The 17,801-nt window shown below is 70.7% G+C and carries 11 protein-coding genes, 2 tRNA genes, 1 other RNA gene and 1 pseudogene; 10 read left to right on the forward strand and 5 right to left on the reverse strand.

What is annotated here, in order from left to right; all coding sequences use genetic code 11:
• Positions 1–1,759, reverse strand: a pseudogene (locus ACP4J3_RS42185) (AfsR/SARP family transcriptional regulator); the annotation flags it as partial.
• A 68-nt stretch (positions 1,760–1,827) separates the two neighbouring features.
• Here ACP4J3_RS42185 and ACP4J3_RS42190 point away from each other — a divergent pair.
• The 4 genes from ACP4J3_RS42190 to ACP4J3_RS42205 all read left to right on the forward strand — a co-directional run bounded on the left by ACP4J3_RS42190 (position 1,828) and on the right by ACP4J3_RS42205 (position 5,336).
• A complete protein-coding gene (locus ACP4J3_RS42190) occupies positions 1,828–2,109 on the forward strand; it encodes a hypothetical protein (protein ID WP_426542071.1) in 282 nt (93 codons plus the stop codon).
• A gap of 518 nt (positions 2,110–2,627) precedes the next feature.
• Positions 2,628–3,545 (forward strand): hypothetical protein, encoded by a 918-nt coding sequence (locus tag ACP4J3_RS42195; RefSeq protein ID WP_426542073.1) that lies wholly within the window; start codon positions 2,628–2,630, stop codon positions 3,543–3,545.
• A 561-nt stretch (positions 3,546–4,106) separates the two neighbouring features.
• Positions 4,107–4,961, forward strand: coding sequence for a hypothetical protein (locus ACP4J3_RS42200; RefSeq protein WP_426542075.1), 855 nt, complete (start codon positions 4,107–4,109; stop codon positions 4,959–4,961).
• Positions 4,962–5,021: 60 nt separating this feature from the next.
• On the forward strand, positions 5,022–5,336 hold the full coding sequence (locus ACP4J3_RS42205) for a hypothetical protein (RefSeq protein ID WP_426542077.1): 315 nt from the start codon (positions 5,022–5,024) through the stop codon (positions 5,334–5,336).
• A 919-nt stretch (positions 5,337–6,255) separates the two neighbouring features.
• Here the strand turns inward: ACP4J3_RS42205 and ACP4J3_RS42210 are convergent.
• Positions 6,256–6,340, reverse strand: a tRNA-Ser gene (locus tag ACP4J3_RS42210).
• 72 nt (positions 6,341–6,412) lie between these two features.
• Here ACP4J3_RS42210 and ffs point away from each other — a divergent pair.
• The 6 genes from ffs (at position 6,413) to ACP4J3_RS42240 (ending at position 15,785) form a co-directional block, all read left to right on the forward strand.
• Positions 6,413–6,511, forward strand: an RNA gene (ffs, locus tag ACP4J3_RS42215) — signal recognition particle sRNA small type.
• 86 nt (positions 6,512–6,597) lie between these two features.
• A complete protein-coding gene (locus ACP4J3_RS42220) occupies positions 6,598–9,063 on the forward strand; it encodes a DNA polymerase III subunit gamma and tau (RefSeq protein WP_426542079.1) in 2,466 nt (821 codons plus the stop codon).
• 127 nt (positions 9,064–9,190) lie between these two features.
• Complete coding sequence (purD, locus tag ACP4J3_RS42225) at positions 9,191–10,441, forward strand: phosphoribosylamine--glycine ligase (RefSeq protein WP_426542081.1); 1,251 nt, start codon at positions 9,191–9,193, stop codon at positions 10,439–10,441.
• A 365-nt stretch (positions 10,442–10,806) separates the two neighbouring features.
• On the forward strand, positions 10,807–13,047 hold the full coding sequence (locus ACP4J3_RS42230; protein WP_426542083.1) for a hypothetical protein: 2,241 nt from the start codon (positions 10,807–10,809) through the stop codon (positions 13,045–13,047).
• A gap of 263 nt (positions 13,048–13,310) precedes the next feature.
• Positions 13,311–14,801, forward strand: coding sequence for a N,N-dimethylformamidase beta subunit family domain-containing protein (locus tag ACP4J3_RS42235; RefSeq protein WP_426542085.1), 1,491 nt, complete (start codon positions 13,311–13,313; stop codon positions 14,799–14,801).
• Between the two features lie 84 nt (positions 14,802–14,885).
• Positions 14,886–15,785 (forward strand): phosphoribosylaminoimidazolesuccinocarboxamide synthase, encoded by a 900-nt coding sequence (locus ACP4J3_RS42240; protein ID WP_426542087.1) that lies wholly within the window; start codon positions 14,886–14,888, stop codon positions 15,783–15,785.
• Between the two features lie 58 nt (positions 15,786–15,843).
• On the opposite strand, the gene ACP4J3_RS42245 is transcribed toward ACP4J3_RS42240, so the two are convergent.
• From ACP4J3_RS42245 to ACP4J3_RS42255, 3 genes are all read right to left on the reverse strand, one after another.
• Positions 15,844–15,919 (reverse strand) — tRNA-Gly (locus tag ACP4J3_RS42245).
• 23 nt (positions 15,920–15,942) lie between these two features.
• Positions 15,943–16,557: a response regulator gene (locus ACP4J3_RS42250; protein WP_426542089.1), complete on the reverse strand. Its 615-nt coding sequence runs from the start codon at positions 16,555–16,557 to the stop codon at positions 15,943–15,945.
• Entirely contained in the window at positions 16,554–17,786 is a 1,233-nt protein-coding gene (locus tag ACP4J3_RS42255) for a sensor histidine kinase (protein WP_426542091.1), read from the reverse strand. Before ACP4J3_RS42255 ends, ACP4J3_RS42250 begins: the two co-directional genes overlap by 4 nt.
• Positions 17,787–17,801 lie beyond the last annotated feature (15 nt).

The raw sequence follows: 17,801 nt of genomic DNA on the forward strand, positions 1-17,801 counted from the left end.
AAAGCGCCCCCGCGCTACCCAACACCACCAACACGACCGCCGGATGATCGGCTACACCACGACAAGGGACACGACCATTGGTCGAGGTGCGCGAGTTCTCGGTGGGCGGCGGCGACCGTGTTGCGGATGGTTGCTGAATCCAGGGCCGTCCCGGGGCCTTGACCATGGCGAAGGCGCGCTCGGCCTGGATCAGCGCCTCGTCGTGGTGTCCGAGCTCGATATTGATCTTTGCTATGGCGTCCAGCATCATGGCGCGGCCGTTGCGGTATCCGCGCTTTGCGTCGACGGCCACTTTGGGGCTGAGGGCGTTGAGGCCGTCGGTTAGACAGCCGAGCTCCCAGTACACCGAGCCCAGAATCTGCAGTGCCAGGCTGTCGTCCCACCATCCGGTTTCTTCGTTGCTGCTGATGGCCAGTTCGAGATGATCGGCGGCCTCGCGCAGTCGGCCCAGATCCCGGCACGTCATACCCAGGATGACCAGACCGAACGCGTCAGCGTATTCAGCCCTGGCTTCACGGTTGACGCGGAGGCCGGCCGTGACGTGCGCGTACGCACTGTCGAGGCGTGCCATGCTCCATTCCACGCTGCCTTGGCCGCCGAGCGCCGCCACCTCGCCTGCGGCCCAGCCGAGTTCCCGGCTGATGTCCAGGACGCGTGTGTGATGCTCCATGGCCTGCCTGGCATGCCCTCTGTCCCACAGGATGATCCCTAGTTGGTGGTGCATGGCTGCCTGACCGAGCAGGCTACTTTCGGCTACGGCCGCGTCCAGCACCAACTGCGCGGTGGCCTGCCACGTCGCTCGCGACAGATGCAGCCAGAAATAGCCGAACAGCGCGGAGGCCAGATACCAGGCAACGGGACGGGGACCGTAGCGGGCAGCATGGTTGACGGCGGCGAGTAGATTCGCCTGCTCTGCCCCCAGCCACCGGGCGGAGTCGGCTGCGTCCGGTATGCCCTGCTGGTCACCGCGGTCGAGGTCGCCGGGCAGCTTCGGGAAGAGCCCGGTTCCCGAGGCGGCACGAGCGGCGTGCAGGTACCGGATCAACAGCCGTTCCAGCGCGGCGTCACGATCCGCTGCCGCAACCTCGGCCAACGCACGCTCCTGCGCGTACTCACGCAGGAGATCATGGAAACGGTACCGGCCCGTCGCTGCAGGTTCGATCAGGTGGGCAGCGGCAAGCGCACTGAGCAGCCGACGGGCCTGCTGTACTGGTGCGTCCAAGAGGGCTGCCGCGGCCTCGGCAGTGAACTCCGGTCCGGGAAACAGGCCCAGCAGGCGGAACAGCCGGCGTGCCGCAGGAGCAAGCACTCCATATGACGCGGAAAAGGCCGTCCGCAAGGGGGAGTACTCGTCACCGTCCGGCTCCAGCGCATCGAGCCGATTGCCCTCGGACATCTCGGCGACCAGATCGGCCACGCGCAGACCCGGGTCGCCCGCCAGCCTTGCGGCGGCCACGCGCAGCGCCAGCGGAAGGCTGCCGCACAGCCTGATCATTGCGTCGACCGCGAGCGGTTCGGCGGACAGCCGGTCCTCGCCGAGAGTCTCGCTCAGCAACGCGCGGGCCTCGTCCGGAAGGAGGAGGCCCAACGGCAGGGCGTGAGCCCCGTCGCGGGCAACGAGATCGCCGAGCCGATTGCGGCTGGTGACGACGACGCAGCACGACGGGCTGCCCGGGAGCAGCGGACGGATCTGCTCCGCCGAGGCCGCGTTGTCCAGCAGAACGAGGAGGCGTCGGTCGGCCAGCAGAGTTCGGTACACACGGCCTTGGGCCTCGTCGCTGGCGGGGATCTCCGACGCAGTTGAGACACCTGAGCGAGAACACCGAGATGTCCGAGACGGAGCGCACCCAGATGGCTCGGAGGGCATTCGCGCGCTGCTACGAACTGCGCTATCAAGTCGAACTCTTCGCTCCGGCCGAGGTGGTGGATCCGGCACTCACGTATTTCCGATGCGTACGCGGCTTCCGCAACGCGGTGGGCAAGGGGTTGCGACACACGGACCAGGATTTCGAACGCTACACGGAGCAGATGAAGGACACACTGGCCGACGCCCGTGATGCCATGCGCAAGGACCTGGAACTGAGCGAGACGGCGGGGGAGGGAGACTGAGAGCGCCGTCCCTCGAAGGGGCTGGCGACTGCCGCGGCGAAGGACACCCTCGTGCGGTACGGCCGCAATGCCGCCACCGTGACGTACGTCGGTGCCAGGGGCGGCGTCCCGCTCTGGGCGGTGGTGGTCCCCTGGCCCACGCGGGGAACTGTTCTGCAGCCGGGCCGGGTGTGGTCAGGGCGGACTGAGCGCAGACGGGCGCGGACTGAGGCGGGGAGCCATGCGACCAGCTCCCGGGCCTTGGCCTCCGACGTGTTCGACGGCGGCACGCGGCAGCGCTCGTCAGCGGAGAACCGGTGTTCTTCACACGCGCCTCCTCAGCCGGTCGGGCTCAGCCGTCGACTCCCTGATGCAAAAGAGTATGTCCAGTCGCCGGGGCCACGGCCCCTCCGCTGCTCGGGGTCCTGAGCCTGGCAGGCATAGAGCAAAGGAGAAGAGCTTTTCCGACTATATGCGGCACCGTGCGCCTTATCCCCGAAGACTGGCTTTGCTCAGTTTTCCCGGCGAAAGGAAGCATTGTGGCACCCAATTCGGATCGCACGGACACGAACAACCCCCGAGTCTGCGAGAAACAGTCCGGCATCGGTGCGCCGCACGCGTCGACTCCCGCGTCGCAGCAGGCCGAGCTTCAGCTGCGGGCGCATGATGCGTGGGCTTTGCCGGTCGAGGTCCTGGGGGACGCCCTGGGCGTGACGTTCTCCGAGAAGGAGCTGATCGACAACCACCAGGCATGGCTCATCGCCCTCCGTGGCCGGATCGCTGTCATCACGCTCCCCGGACTGTCCAGGGAGGTGAAGGAGCAGCGCATCCGGCGGCTCTTCTGCGAGCGCATCAGCCACGGATGGGCCGCTATCACAGTGGATTCGGAGGACGGGGTGACCTTCTGTGAGACCTTCCTGGAGGAGGTCGATCCGGCAGATGATCCACCCGAAGTGAGCCCGAAGCAGACGAAGGATGTGCGCGACCTCTACGAAGGATCCGCGTACGCACCACTGCATGGATGGCGCGGCGACGAAGAGGTGATCGCAGCACTGCGTACGCTGATCATCGATGCACTCGCCGGCACGGCCGAGGACATGCCGGAGGAGGCCTACCCGCTTCCCGAGGGTGTCGGAGCCATGGTCGCGATCGGCTACGACGAGCAGGGAGCGCTGCATCCTCTGGTCTGGGTCCGCACTGACATCCCCAGCGGGTTGCGGGCGGACCTGTGGGGGTACTGCGCCGCGCTGTCCGCCAGCCTCGACCGTGTGGATGTTGAGCCCGACGAGAACGGGATCTTCTACGTGGGAATGGAACGCTCGCCGGTGACCGGCCCGGGTGTAGCGCTGCTCGCGGCGGCCATCGTGCGGCGGATGGGCCGGAGCCCTGAGGACTGCGCCTTCCCCCTCCTCGCGCCCGGCGCTCAGGCAGAGGAGGCACCGCCGCTGGCTGCGTGACGGGGGACGCCGCCGCCCAATAGACCAGAGAAGACGGTCCGCCTGGCTCCAGGCCGACATCCCCCGTCGTCTGCCCATGCCCCCTGTACCCCGTCCCATGACCGGGTACAGGGGGTGCAGTGTGGCTCGTGGCTCGGCGTTGCGACGGTTCGCCTCAAGCTCGACCTTGAGGAACACACGAGTCACCGAGGCGTGGCGACTCTTGCAGGCGGCCTCCCCCGCATGCGTGATGCAGGTGGCAGGATCTGCCCAGAGGGGATTCGCATACCGGTGCGGTAGGAGTACGACAAAATAGGCTGCGCGCCACGCCACCAGCCGCAACGGCTGACCATCGGTCAGCGACCCGAAATCCAGCACCCGTGGGTGGCGCGCGAGGAGTTCCTGGAACTCCGCCTCGGTCTCGAACGCGGCCGGCTCCAGCGTCTGTAGGTCGCTCCCCAAGACGGATACCGACTGATCAGTCACTTGCTACCCCACCCCTGTGATCCCAAGACTTCTCCCGGCCATGTCCGCTTGCTGCACGCTCTGTTGAGGGTCAGTGGCCGTTCCTGTCGTGGAGGAGTGGCGAACGGTCTGTCATTACCCGATCTCGGGCATCCGGACCGTCCGGAGCTGCTCCGCGAGATCACCGCGAGCGTCACCGACCGCGACCCGCAACTGCTCGAATGCTTGGCGCACCACGAGGGGCGGGAGTGCCAGTCGGAGACAGGCGGGAAATCTCCGTGGATGTTCATCCGCCGAGGCCGCGTGGGCGGCCGAAGGCCCCTGGTTGCCTCTCACCTGCCGGTTACGCACAAGCCGACCCCGGCGGGGAGCGCACAGCACAAGGCCACGAAGGAGCGCGTTGTCGAGACCGCTGCGCGGTACGGGCTGGACTCCGAGGCTGAGGTTCCCGTAGCCGACCGGCAGAGCGTCACGGACGCCGTCGTCACCGGTCCCGGCCGCATGCGGATCGGCTGGGAGATCCAGTACCACCACATCAGCCCCAGCAGCGTGCACCACCGCTCGGTCAATGCCGTGGAGCACGGCATCACGCCCTTGTGGGTGGCGAAGGACCGGACGGCTTCCCTGATCGACCGTGCGCCGTGGGCGCGCGTCGACGACATGCCGTGGAAGGACATCGCGGACGGCAAGGAGATGGTCATCCGCAGCGGGTACCGCCACCTTGAGGTCTGGAAGTGCGTACCGAGCAGCGATCGCCACTGCCTCGCCAGCGAGGGCGCCGGTCACTGTGGCGCGATACACGCCGACTGGTTCGTGCCGGCACTATGCGTGCCCGAGAAGAAGCCGGTCCACATCGAAGACCTGGTCCTGCAGAGCGCCACGGGGGAGAGCGTCCCGGTCTACGTGTCCAGCCGCGGCAACGGCCGGGCTGGTCGGCACATGTGGGTGCCGGCGGACGAGCGCATGCAGTAGGAGAAGATCGTCGGTGAACGGACGCCTCTTCCCCGAGCCTCGGCCTAAGAGGACGACGACGTGATCACCTTCGCCGAGCAGGAGATCGACCGCACCTGCCGGGCAGAAGAAGAAGGCTGGTTCGTCAGCGACACCCGGCCCATACGGGACCTCGCCCAGCCGACTGGTGGCATCACCCTTTCACGCATGCCCCTGCAGGGCTCTCGTCATCCGATGCGGATCACTCCAGTCGAGCGAGCCGCTGCCTCCGCCGCACTGGGCTGCCCGACGTGGGAGCTGGGGCCGTGCGCCGGGTGCGGCCAGCTGATGCGCAGGTACGGGCGGCACGCGGCGATGTACTGCAACGTGTGCCGGGCCGTCCTCAACGGGCGGTAGCCGGGAACTGCAACCAAAACCACGGCACGACGAAGGCTCCGACCGAAATCTGGTCGGCCGGCTGGGCGGTGGAACGGCTGTCTGCCGAAGGCAGCAGGGACACGGCCCCTCCCGGTCGCCGCGCACGGCCAGGGACACCTTTGTTGTGGGGAGCGCCTCAGCAGCGAACGCATGGGCGCTACCTTGCACCGCCTTGGACTCTTGGGCGAGTTCCTCGCCTCGGGCTCGCATCAGGTGCCCGAGGGTGAGTCCGGTGAACTCGACGGACCGCAGAAGGAAGCGGAGTGAGCCCGAGCACAAGGCGACTGTCGCAGTGGCTGGCCGAGCCAGTGCCCCTACGCAAGGTGGCAGATCTCCTCGGGGGTCGACGCATCGAAGGCGTCTGGACTGGTGAGGGCGGACCGCTTTCCCTGCCGTGTCACGAAGGTGAAGGGAAAGTACGTGGCCCTTCCCGCCGATGTGATGGCGGCCATGGGAATCGATGATCCGATCGTGCGGATCGGCGACCTGCTGGCCGGAGCTGAGTTCGCGAGGCGATGGGACTGAGGACCGGTCGCCGGAGACTGAGTGCAACGTCAGAGGGCCGGGCCGCGCAAACGGCCCGGCCCTCTGGGCCGGCGTGCGACATGGAACGGGCTGGTAGGGCGGACATGGATGGCCAGTGCACTACTGATCCGTTGAGCGGCTCTGTCCTGCGGCACAGGTGTGCTGGCGGTGCTCGGTGGCCGTCATATCGCCTCCGTGGCTCCTTTGAGCGGCATTGCGACCGCGGCTCGTCGGAGCGGCGTAGCGGGGGCGTCGAGCGAGAAGAATGGCCTGAATGCCGGAGATAAATGAGACCAAAACTGAGACCAGGGCATGCCGAAGACCCCGGCCGTTGAGCGGTCCGGGGTCTTCGTTTCGCCTGTTCAGGCGGCTGCGGAGGATACGAGATTCGAACTCGTGAGGGGTTGCCCCCAACACGCTTTCCAAGCGTGCGCCCTAGGCCTCTAGGCGAATCCTCCGCCGGAAACATTACATGACCGAGAGGAGTGCTCGCGAACTCGTATCCAGTCGCTGACGTCGGGTACTCTTTGCGGAGCCCCTCACGCGGCGCTATCTGACTGAACTCCCCCAGGGCCGGAAGGCAGCAAGGGTAGGTTGGCTCTGGCGGGTGCGTGGGGGGCGCTTGCGTTCCGGGGTGAGGGCCGGGGTCGGCGGGTGGTCCCGGGGAGGGCTGGGGCGGGGTCCGTTGTCAGTGGGCGCCTATAACCTCGTAGGCGTGTCGTCTCTCGCGCTGTACCGCCGTTATCGCCCGGAGTCGTTCGCCGAGGTCATCGGGCAGGAGCATGTCACTGACCCGTTGCAGCAGGCGCTGCGGAACAACCGGGTCAATCACGCGTACCTGTTCAGCGGTCCGCGCGGATGCGGCAAGACGACCAGCGCGCGGATCCTCGCGCGGTGTCTGAACTGTGAGCAAGGTCCCACGCCGACCCCGTGCGGCGAGTGCCAGTCCTGTCAGGACCTCGCCCGGAACGGACCGGGTTCCATCGACGTCATCGAGATCGACGCCGCCTCGCACGGTGGTGTGGACGACGCCCGTGAGCTGCGCGAGAAGGCCTTCTTCGGGCCCGCCGGCAGCCGGTACAAGATCTACATCATCGACGAGGCCCACATGGTCACGTCGGCCGGCTTCAACGCGCTGCTGAAGGTCGTCGAGGAGCCGCCCGAGCATCTGAAGTTCATCTTCGCCACCACCGAGCCCGAGAAGGTCATCGGGACGATCCGGTCGCGGACCCATCACTACCCCTTCCGGCTCGTGCCGCCCGGCACCCTGCGGGACTACCTCGGCGAGGTGTGCGGGCGCGAGAACATCCCCGTCGAGGACGGCGTACTGCCGCTCGTCGTGCGCGCCGGCGCCGGGTCCGTGCGTGACTCCATGTCCGTCATGGACCAGCTCCTCGCGGGGGCCGGAGCGGAGGGTGTGACGTATGCCATGGCCACCTCCCTCCTCGGCTACACCGACGGGTCGCTGCTCGACTCCGTCGTCGAAGCCTTCGCCACCGGGGACGGGGCCGCCGCCTTCGAGGTCGTAGACCGTGTCATCGAGGGCGGCAACGACCCGCGTCGCTTCGTCGCCGATCTGCTCGAGCGGCTGCGTGATCTCGTCATCCTGGCCGCCGTGCCGGATGCCACCGACAAGGGGCTCATCGACGCCCCCGCCGATGTCCTGGAGCGCATGCAGGCCCAGGCCGGCACCTTCGGCGCCGCCGAGCTCAGCCGCGCCGCCGACCTCGTCAACGAGGGCCTGACCGAGATGCGCGGCGCCACCTCGCCCCGCCTTCAGCTCGAGCTGATCTGCGCACGCGTGCTCCTGCCGGCCGCCTACGGGGACGAGCGCTCGGTCATGGCCCGGCTCGACAGGCTGGAGCGGGGCGTGAGCTTCTCCGGAGGCGGTGGAGGCGGTGGAGGCGGCGGGGGCGTTGGCACGCCCGCGGTGCCTGCGATGCCCGCGATGGGGTACGTGCCCGGGCCCGAGGGGCATGGGTATCCGCCGGGTCCCGACGTCCAGGGGAGAGCGGCCGCCGCGCCGGTTCCGCCGGGCGGTGGGCCTGCCGCTGCGCGGGCCGCCGTACGGGCCTCGGGTGCGCCGACGGGGGGTACGACTGATACGGCCGCCCGTACCGCCGGTACCGCCGGTGCGGCTCCGGCCGCGGGCGGGGCACCGCAGCAGTCCCATGAGCCGCAACAGCAGTCGCAAGCACCCCGGACATCTCAGACATCTCAAGCGCCTCAGACGCCTCAAGCGCCCCGGACACCCTCCACCCCCGCGCCCTCCCCCTCCCCTGCCGCACCGACCCCCCAGTCTCCCGGCGCCTGGCCCACCGCCGCTCCCGCAGGAGGCGGTCGGCGCCCCGGCGGCTGGCCCACCGCGACCCCGGCGGGCGGCGGGGCCCAGCCGACCTCCGCGCCCAGCGGCACCCCCGCTCCCGCACCGCAGCCCGCGGCGCCCACCCCGCCTCCCGCCCCCAACACCGGCGCCGCACCCACCTACGCTCCTCCGAGCGGCGGCCTCGACCCCCGCATGCTCTGGCCGAACATCCTGGAGGCGGTCAAGAACCGCCGTCGCTTCACGTGGATCCTGCTCAGCCAGAACGCCCAGGTGGCCGGCTTCGACGGCACCACCCTCCAGCTCGGGTTCGTCAACGCCGGAGCGCGCGACAACTTCGCGAGCAGCGGCAGCGAGGACGTGCTGCGGCAGGCGCTGGCCGAGCAGTTCAACGTCCAGTGGAAGATCGAGGCGATCATCGACCCGTCGGGCGGCGGCTCGGCTCCCCCGCCGAGCGGCGGCTCCTCCGGCTTCGGAGGCGGCAGCGGCGGCGGTGGCGGTGGTAACAGCGGCTACGGCAGCAGCGGCTACGGCAGCAGTAACCACGGCGGTGGCGGCTACGGCGGTGATGGCGGTACGACCTCCCAGCGCCCGTCCGCTCCCCAGTCCACGCCCGCCACCACACCCACCCCGCCCCCGGCAGCCGCACCGTCGGCCCAGGCAGCGCCCTCCGCTGCCCCCACCCCGGCCCCTCAGCCGTCCACGGCCTCCCCCCCGGAGCCGCCCGCCCCGGTCGCCCCCGAGGACGACATCCCCGAGGACGACGACCCGGACCTCAACGAGTCGGCGCTCTCGGGCCACGACCTGATCGTGCGGGAGCTGGGGGCGACAGTGGTGGAGGAGTTCATGAACGAGTGAGGGCATCGACGAGTGAGGAGTTCATGAGCGCGCGTAGCCCAGGCCTGCGTCAGGTTTGGAGGAACATCCAGGGCCGGCCGACGGCCCCTTCGGATGCCCGCACGAGAACCCCGTTAGGCTGACCCCCGTGAAGGTCCTCGTCATCGGCAGCGGCGCCCGCGAACACGCCCTGTGCCACTCCCTGTCCCTCGACCCCGACGTCACCGCGCTGCACTGCGCCCCCGGCAACGCCGGCATCGCCGAGGTCGCCGAGCTGCACCAGGTCGACGCGCTGGACGGCACGGCCGTGACCGCGCTCGCCGAACGGCTCGGCGTCGGCCTCGTGGTCGTAGGGCCGGAGGCGCCGCTCGTCGCCGGGGTCGCCGACGCCGTGCGCGACGCGGGGATCCCGGTCTTCGGCCCCTCCGGGGAGGCCGCGCAGATCGAGGGATCCAAGGCGTTCGCGAAGGACGTGATGGCGGCGGCCGGCGTCCCGACGGCCCGCTCCTACGTCTGCACCACGCCCGAGGAGGTCGACGAGGCCCTCGACGCCTTCGGTGCCCCGTACGTCGTCAAGGACGACGGTCTCGCCGCCGGCAAGGGCGTCGTCGTCACCGCCGACATCGAGGCGGCCCGGGCGCACGCCAACGCCTGCGAGCGCGTCGTCATCGAGGAGTACCTCGACGGCCCCGAGGTCTCCCTCTTCGCCATCACCGACGGCGAGACGGTGCTCCCGCTCCAGCCCGCCCAGGACTTCAAGCGCGCGCTCGACGGGGACGAGGGCCCCAACACCGGCGGCATGGGCGCGTACTCCCCGCTGCCGTGGGCCGATCCGAAGCTGGTCGGGGAGGTCCTGGAGACGGTCCTCCAGCCGACCGTGGACGAGATGCGCCGCCGCGGCACCCCGTTCTCCGGGCTGCTCTACGCCGGTCTCGCGATCACCTCGCGCGGCGTACGGGTCATCGAGTTCAACGCCCGCTTCGGCGACCCCGAGACCCAGGTCGTCCTGGCGCGGCTGAAGACCCCGCTGGCCGGCATCCTGCTGGCCGCCGCCAAGGGCGACCTCGCCGACCTGGAGCCGCTGCGCTGGAGCGAGGACGCCGCGGTCACCGTGGTCGTCGCCTCGCACAACTACCCCGGCACCCCGCGCACCGGCGACCCCATCACCGGCCTCGACGAGGTGGCCGCCGAGGACGCCCCGCACGCCTACGTCCTGCACGCCGGCACCAAGCGCGACGGCGACGCCGTCGTGAGCGCCGGCGGCCGCGTCCTGTCCGTCACCGCGACCGGCGAGGACCTCACCGAGGCCCGCGACCGCGCGTACCGGGCGGTGGCCCGCATCAAGCTCGAGGGCTCCCAGCACCGTACGGACATCGCCGCGAAGGCGGCGGGCGCGTAGCAGCGGCGTATACCGCCCCGCCTCCGATAAACCCCGCAGGCTCCGGATCCGTCTCAGGATTCGGGGCCTGTTTCTTGTCCGATTTCTTGTCCGATTTCCTGTCCGAGCCCGACTGGCCTTTGGTCAGGATCAGGGGCCTGATCCTCGCTGTCCGTCATCCACCTTTCCCCAAAGCCATTCCATCGAGTGACCGATGCCCCATCCGGCTGACGTGGGTCGACGCCCCAACTAGGGTGCGGCGCAAAGCGTTCCGGCACTTGGCCCACCGGCATTGCGATGTCAGTGGTGGGTGCCACAGTGGGGGAGTGAGCAAAGCCAGGACAGTTCGGGCAGCCAGGCCAGTGGGGAGGGGGTGAGGTCCGGCCATGACCGGTATGGGTGTGGAGGCGGGTGCGCAGGCAGCGCGCGCCCGGGCTCTCGCCGTGCTGCGCATCCGCAGCCGCGCGCTGGCCGTCGCCCTGCTGCCCGCGGCCGTCGCCGTGGTGCTGCTCACCGGCGCCTCCACCGGCCATCTCATGGGCCCGAGCTGGCACGCCGCGCGCTGGGTCGTCACCCCGGTCGCCGTTCTCGTCCTGCTCTGCGCCGCCGTCATCGCCCTGGTCGTCGCCCGCGCCCGCCCCGCTGTCAGTCCGACGGTCCCGATCGCCGAGGAGCAGGCCCCGGACCTGTACCGGATGGTGCGCGACCTCGCCGACCGCCTCGACGTCCCGGCCCCGTCCGCGATAGCGCTCACCCCGGACTGCGACAGCTGGCTGGAGGACCGCACCCACCCGGCCCACGGCCCGCCCTCGGCCGACGAGCGCGACGACCACGCGGGACGCGACGACCACGAGGGGCGCGACGACCGTGGTGGCAACGGCCTGCACGGCGGGAGCCTGCGCGGCGCCCCACGCCGTACGGCCGCCGCCCCCGTCCTCGTCATCGGCTCCCCGTTCCTGTGGTGGATGCGCGTCGGCGAGCTGCGCGCGGTCCTCGCCCCGGTCGTCGCCGGTACGGGACCGTCGGCGCACCCGGACATAGCCCAGGCCCGGCGCTTCGTCCGGGGCCTGGACGCCGCCGTGGCCGTCGGCTCGACGCGCGGCCGTTGCCCGGGCTCGCGGGCGGTGTGCGCGGGCCTCGGCTGGGTCGCGCGGACGCTGCTGCGCAGTTGCCGGGAGCACGCCGCCGAGATGGAGCGGGGTGTGGCCGCAGCGGCCGCCGAGCGTGCACAGGCTGTGGATTACGGTGTGCGGATCGTCGCCCAGGAACAGGTCGGGCTGGCGTACGCGGGCTGGGACCGCCTGCTGACGCGGGTCGCGCTGCCCGCATGGCGGATGGGCCGTTGGCCGTCCCGGCTGGACGCGGGCGTCGTCGCCGCGCTGACCGAGCTGTCCCGCCGGGACCGGCTGGCCGAGGGCTTCGCCTCCCGGCTCGGCGAGCGCCCCGCGTGTGACCTGCTCGAAGAGCCCGGGGTGGTCGACGAGGCCGCGTCCCTCCTCGCCGCCCGCCTCTTCCACGGCGGCCCCGCCGAGTCCGGCCCGGACTGGTCCCCGGTGGACTGGCACGAGTACCCGGAGGAAGTCGTCGACCGCAAATGGCGCACCGACGCGGCCCGCCTCCACCGCGTCCTCGACGCCTTGGGCGTCCGCCGCACCCCCGACGAGACCTCCCCGGAGACCGACGCCCCAACCCTGGCCCGCGTCCTGGACCACCTGTCGACCCCCCGGGACACCACCACCGCCCGGCCTTCCACCGCCCGGGCTTCCGGCGACCTGCCTTCCGGCGACCTGCCTTCCGCCGCCCGGGCTTCCGGCGACCTGCCTTCCGGCGACCTGCCTTCCACCGCCCGGCCTTCCGGCGACCAGCCTTCCGCCGCCCGGGCTTCCGGCGACCTGCCTTCCGGCGATCCCCTCTCCGACGACCACCCATGCGACGACGGCCACTCTTCCGGCGCCCGGCCCTCCAGCAACCAAGCCTCTACCGAGCAAGCCACCACCCCGCCCACCGCCACCCCCCAGCCCTCACTCCCCACCTCGGCGCCCAAGCCCACCAAGTCCCCCAGCGTGCCCGATCCCACTAAGTCCCCCAGCGCGCCCGAGCCCACCCCCAAATCCCCCAACGCGCCCGACCCCTCCAAGCCCACCAAACCGCCCAAGGCCCCCAAAGCCCCCAACCCCCCCTCACCCCCCTACGCCGCCATGGCCGAAGACCACCCCACCGACGACCAGGAGACGGAACGCAGCTCCGCACTGGCCGCCCGCCTCACCGCCGAACTGGCCCGCGAAGAGGCCGCGACCCCGGCGAAGCCGACGGCGTCGCCGGACCCCGGCAGCACGCTTCTCGACACCGGCGCGCTCCCTCTCTTCCCGCTCCAGCCGCCGCGCACCTCCCGTGAGCTGCTCACCGACCACGTGACGGCGATGGTCTGCTGCGCCGCGATGGACACCGCGGGCGCCGCCCCCGGCCTGGACTGGCTCGACGGACCCACCCTCCTCATCGACGGCGTACGGGCCACCGACCTGACCCCCCGGGTCCTCAGCCTCATCGAGGACGGCGACTCGACGCCCCTGCGGGCCTGGCTGGTGGAGTCGGGGATACGCCCGGAGAAGCCGGTGCGCCTGGTCTGACAGGCGGTTACACCGCTCCGACGCGGCCGCGCATGTCGTATCCAGCCGGAGCCCCCGGTTCCACTTTCGGTCAATTCGCAACGAATAGTGACAGGACGCGTGCGTAATGTGATGTGCTGGGACCGATAAGGCATATGGCAAGGGCTTACGACATACGACAGGCGTACTTCAGCCGTACATAAGCCCCGCCCGCCACACAACACAGACGCTCTACACAAACGCTCGACGCACCACCACGGGGGAGCGAGGGAGGGGTATCGGCCATGGGGTCGGAGCAGATCCGCCGCTGGGAGTCGGGGGCACTCGCGCACGCCGTCACGGACCCCTTCGGCCAGGGCCCCGTCCCCTGGCTGCGCGGCAACGTCACGTACTTCGACGACACCGGCCAGGTCGTCCCCTGGTACGTCGACGGCCAGGCCCACCCCCCGACGCCCGGCACCCCCAGGGTCCCCGCGCCCCGCAGCGCCGGCCCGCGCTCCGCCGACGACGTCCACCGCCAGATCAAGGGCTTCATCTCCACCGGCGCGGTCGCCCCCGGCGAGGCGGTCGACTTCCACATCACCGTGGACCCGCCGCAGGAGTTCGCCGTCGACATCTACCGAATCGGCCACTACGGCGGCGACGGAGCCGCCAAGATCACCACCAGCCCCCGCCTCTCCGGCATCGTCCAGCCCCCGCCGCTCACCGCCGACCGCACCGTCTCCTGCCACCACTGGTGGCTGTCCTGGCGCCTGCAGATCCCGAGCTTCTGGAGCATCGGCGCCTACGTCGCCGTCCTCACCACCGCCGACGGCTACCGCTCCCACATCCCCTTCACCGTCCGCGACAACCACCCCGCGGACCTGCTCCTGCTCCTGCCCGACGTCACCTGGCAGGCCTACAACCTCTACCCCGAGGACGGCCACACCGGCGCCAGCCTCTACCACGCCTGGGACGAGGACGGCCGTCTGCTCGGCGAGTCCGACGCCGCCACGACCGTCTCCTTCGACCGCCCGTACGCGGGCGCGGGCCTGCCCCTGCACGTGGGCCACGCCTACGACTTCATCCGCTGGGCCGAGCGCTACGGCTACGACCTCGCCTACGCCGACGCCCGCGACCTGCACGGCGGCCATGTCGACCCCACCCGTTACCGCGGCCTGGTCTTCCCCGGCCACGACGAGTACTGGTCGACGAACATGCGCCGCACCGTGGAGCTGGCCCGCGAGAACGGCACCTCCCTCGTCTTCCTCTCCGCCAACTCCATGTACTGGCAGGTGGAGTTGACCTCCTCACCGTCCGGCGTCCCCGACCGCCTGCTCACCTGCCGCAAGCGCAAGGGCCCCGGCCGCCCGGTCCTGTGGCGCGAGATCGACCGCCCCGAGCAGGAGCTGATCGGCATCCAGTACGCCGGCCAGGTCCCCGAGCCGCACCCCCTGATCGTGCGCAACGCCGACCACTGGCTGTGGGAGGCGACCGGCGCCTATGAGGGCGACGAGCTCGCGGGCCTGGTCGCGGGCGAGGCCGACCGCTACTTCCCGCGTGCCCCGTTGCCCGATCACGAGGAGCGCATCCTGCTCGCGCACTCCCCGTACACCGACAAGGAGGGCGTCCTCCGCCACCAGGAGACGTCCCTGTACCGGGCCCCCTCCGGCGCCCTGGTCTTCGCCTCCGGGACGTTCGCCTGGTCCCCGGCACTGGACCGCCCGGGCCACGTCGACGCCCGTATCCAGCGCGCCACCGCGAACCTCCTGGACCGCATCTGCAAACGTGACTGAGCCCTGCTGAACCACCCCCGTCCAGGACCGATCCCCGGCATACGGGAGAATCGAGCCACTTGGACAGAACCACGGGGAGGAACCGTGTCCGGATTCGTAGAAAAGCCCGAGCCGATCCAGGTTCCGGGCTTGGTGCATCTGCACACCGGCAAGGTGCGCGAGCTGTACCAGAACGAGGCCGGCGACCTCGTGATGGTCGCCAGCGACCGCATGTCCGCCTACGACTGGGTGCTCCCCACCGAGATCCCCGACAAGGGCCGCGTCCTCACCCAGCTCTCGCTGTGGTGGTTCGACCAGCTCGCCGATCTGGTCCCCAACCACATCATCGGCACCGACGTACCGGAAGGCGCCCCGGCCGACTGGGCGGGCCGCACCCTCGTGTGCAAGTCGCTGAACATGATCCCGGTGGAGGCGGTGGCCCGCGGCTACCTCACCGGCTCGGGCCTCGCCGAGTACAACGACTCCCGCACCGTCTGCGGCCTCGCCCTCCCCGAGGGCCTCGTCGACGGCAGCGAACTGCCCGCCCCGATCTTCACCCCGGCCACCAAGGCCGCCGTCGGCGAGCACGACGAGAACGTCTCCTACGAGGAGGTCGCCCGCCAGGTCGGCGCCGACACCGCCGCCCGACTGCGCCAGGCGACGCTCGCCGTGTACTCCCGCGGCCGGGACATCGCCCGCGACCGCGGCATCATCCTCGCCGACACCAAGTTCGAGTTCGGCTTCGACGGGGAGACGCTGGTCATCGCCGACGAGGTCCTCACCCCGGACTCCTCCCGCTTCTGGCCGGCCGACCAGTGGCAGCCGGGCCGCGCGCAGCCGTCGTACGACAAGCAGTACGTCCGCGACTGGCTGACCTCGCCCGCCTCCGGCTGGGACCGAGGGAGCGAGCAGCCTCCGCCGCCGCTGCCGCAGGAGGTCGTGGACGCGACCCGCGCGAAGTACGTGGAGGCGTACGAGCGCCTGACGGGCACGACCTGGGCGTAGCCCGAAAACGCAAAGCCCCCGACACAAAAGCCCCCGGCCGGAACCGGGGGCTTTGAACTGGAGCGGACGACGAGGCTCGAACTCGCGACCTCAACCTTGGCAAGGTTGCGCTCTACCAACTGAGCTACGTCCGCACTGCGCCGTGGCGCGAGAGCAACTATACCCAACCTCGCTCCCGCGCGAGCCGTACTGCCGCGTGACGGTTCTCCGCACCGAGTTTCGAGACGGCCGACGACAGATAGTTCCGCACGGTCCCCTGCGACAGCGCCGCCCGTTCCGCGATCTCCGCGACGGGCGCCCCGTCGGCGGCCAGTTCCAGCACCTCGGCCTCCCGCGCGGTCAGCGGCGAGTCCCCGGCGGCGATGGCGTCGGCGGCCAACTCGGGGTCGACGTAACGGTATCCGGCGTGCACGGTGCGGATGATCTCCGCGAGCCGCTGAGCGCTGACGGTCTTCGGGACGAACCCGCGCACACCCGCCTCAAGGGCCCGCTTGAGATGTCCGGGCCGGCCGTGGCTGGTCACGATCAGCACCTGGCAGCCGGGCAGTTCGGAGCGCAGAGATGTGGCGACCCTCACACCGTCGGCCCCGGGCATCTGAAGATCGAGGACGGCCACATCGGGCTCGTGCGCCCGCGCCATCGCCAGCGCCTCCGGCCCGCTGGCCGCCTCCGCGACGATCACGAGGTCGTCCTCCAGGGAGAGCAGCGTGGCGAGCGCCCCCCGGATCAGATGCTCGTCGTCGGCGAGCAGCAACCGCATCGGCGCGCTCATACGGTGACCTCCCGCACGCCCGCCCCCGCCCCCACCAACGGCACCTTCGCCACCAGCCGGAACGCCCCGTCCCCGACCCGCCCGGCGTCCAGCGTGCCGTCCACCGCGGCCAGCCGCTCCCGCAGCCCGGCGAGGCCGGAGCCGCCACCCCCGTCGGAGGCTCCGGCAGCCCCGTCGTTCTCCACCGTCAACACCACACGCCCCTCGCTCACCCGCACGCCCACCGCGCACCGCTCGGCATCCCCGTGCCGCAGCACATTGGTGGTCGCCTCCCGCACCACCCAGGCCAGCGCCGACTGCACCTCGACGGGCAGCCCGGCCGCCTCCCCGGTCACCTCGCACTCGATCCCGGCCGCCGTCAACACACCCTGCGCACCGGCGAGTTCGACCGTCAGATCGGCCTCCCGATATCCCCGTACGACATCCCGCACCTCGCGCTGCGACTCCTGCGCGATCCGCTGCACCTCGATCATCTGCTCCACAGCCTCGGACCGTCCGCGCCGCGCGAGCTGCACGGCGAGTTCGCTCTTCAAGGCGATGACAGCCAGATTCCGCCCCATCACATCGTGCAGATCCCGCCCGAAGCGCAGCCGCTCCTCGGCGACCGCGAGCCGGGCGCGGGTCTCGCGGGCCTCGTCGAGTTCGTAGACGGCGTTCAGCAGCCAGACCGAGAAGACGCTGCTCGCGGCGACGAACCCGCCGCCGAACAGCACCCCCAGCGCACCGACCAGGGCGACCGGAGCAGGCAGGCCCAGGGCGAACGCCGCAAGTGCCGATCCTGCGGCGAAGCCCCCGACAGTCGCGCAGACGCGGCGCCGGCTGCGCACACCGAGCACGAGGATGCCCGTCCCGTAGATCAGTACGGCGCCGAAGGTCCCGCCAGCCGCGGAGCCGACGTCGTCACCGTCGGGGCCGTACTTGGTGACGGCGAGGGCCGCGACGCCGACCGCCGCGGTGACGGCGCCGAGCGTCCACAGCAGTCCTACGGGCTGTGTACGCCTACCGCGCGCCCAGTCCAGCGTTCGCGAGACGGCGAGGCAGCAGAGCGCCGCGTGCACGCACACAGAGAGGAACACCCAGCCGCCCAGCTCGAACCCGGCCGCGGCGACGATGGCCGGCCCGACCAGCAGGATCTCGACCACCGCGAGGGAGTGGAACGACCACCGGATGTACGCCTCGAACTTCGCCGGCGTGCTCTTGCGCCGCCACCAGCCCCCCGCTCCGCGCATGTCCCAGCTCCCCCT

Source organism: Streptomyces sp. UG1 (assembly GCF_049974585.1).
GTDB lineage: Bacteria > Actinomycetota > Actinomycetes > Streptomycetales > Streptomycetaceae > Streptomyces.

Excerpts from the sequence above, each read along its gene's own strand:
- ACP4J3_RS42190 (WP_426542071.1), top strand. The coding sequence starts at position 1,828 with ATGTCCGAGACGGAGCGCACCCAGATGGCTCGGAGGGCATTCGCGCGC.
- ACP4J3_RS42230 (WP_426542083.1), top strand. The coding sequence starts at position 10,807 with ATGACCGGTATGGGTGTGGAGGCGGGTGCGCAGGCAGCGCGCGCCCGG.
- ACP4J3_RS42235 (WP_426542085.1), top strand. The coding sequence starts at position 13,311 with ATGGGGTCGGAGCAGATCCGCCGCTGGGAGTCGGGGGCACTCGCGCAC.
- ACP4J3_RS42250 (WP_426542089.1), bottom strand. The coding sequence starts at position 16,557 with ATGAGCGCGCCGATGCGGTTGCTGCTCGCCGACGACGAGCATCTGATC.
- ACP4J3_RS42255 (WP_426542091.1), bottom strand. The coding sequence starts at position 17,786 with ATGCGCGGAGCGGGGGGCTGGTGGCGGCGCAAGAGCACGCCGGCGAAG.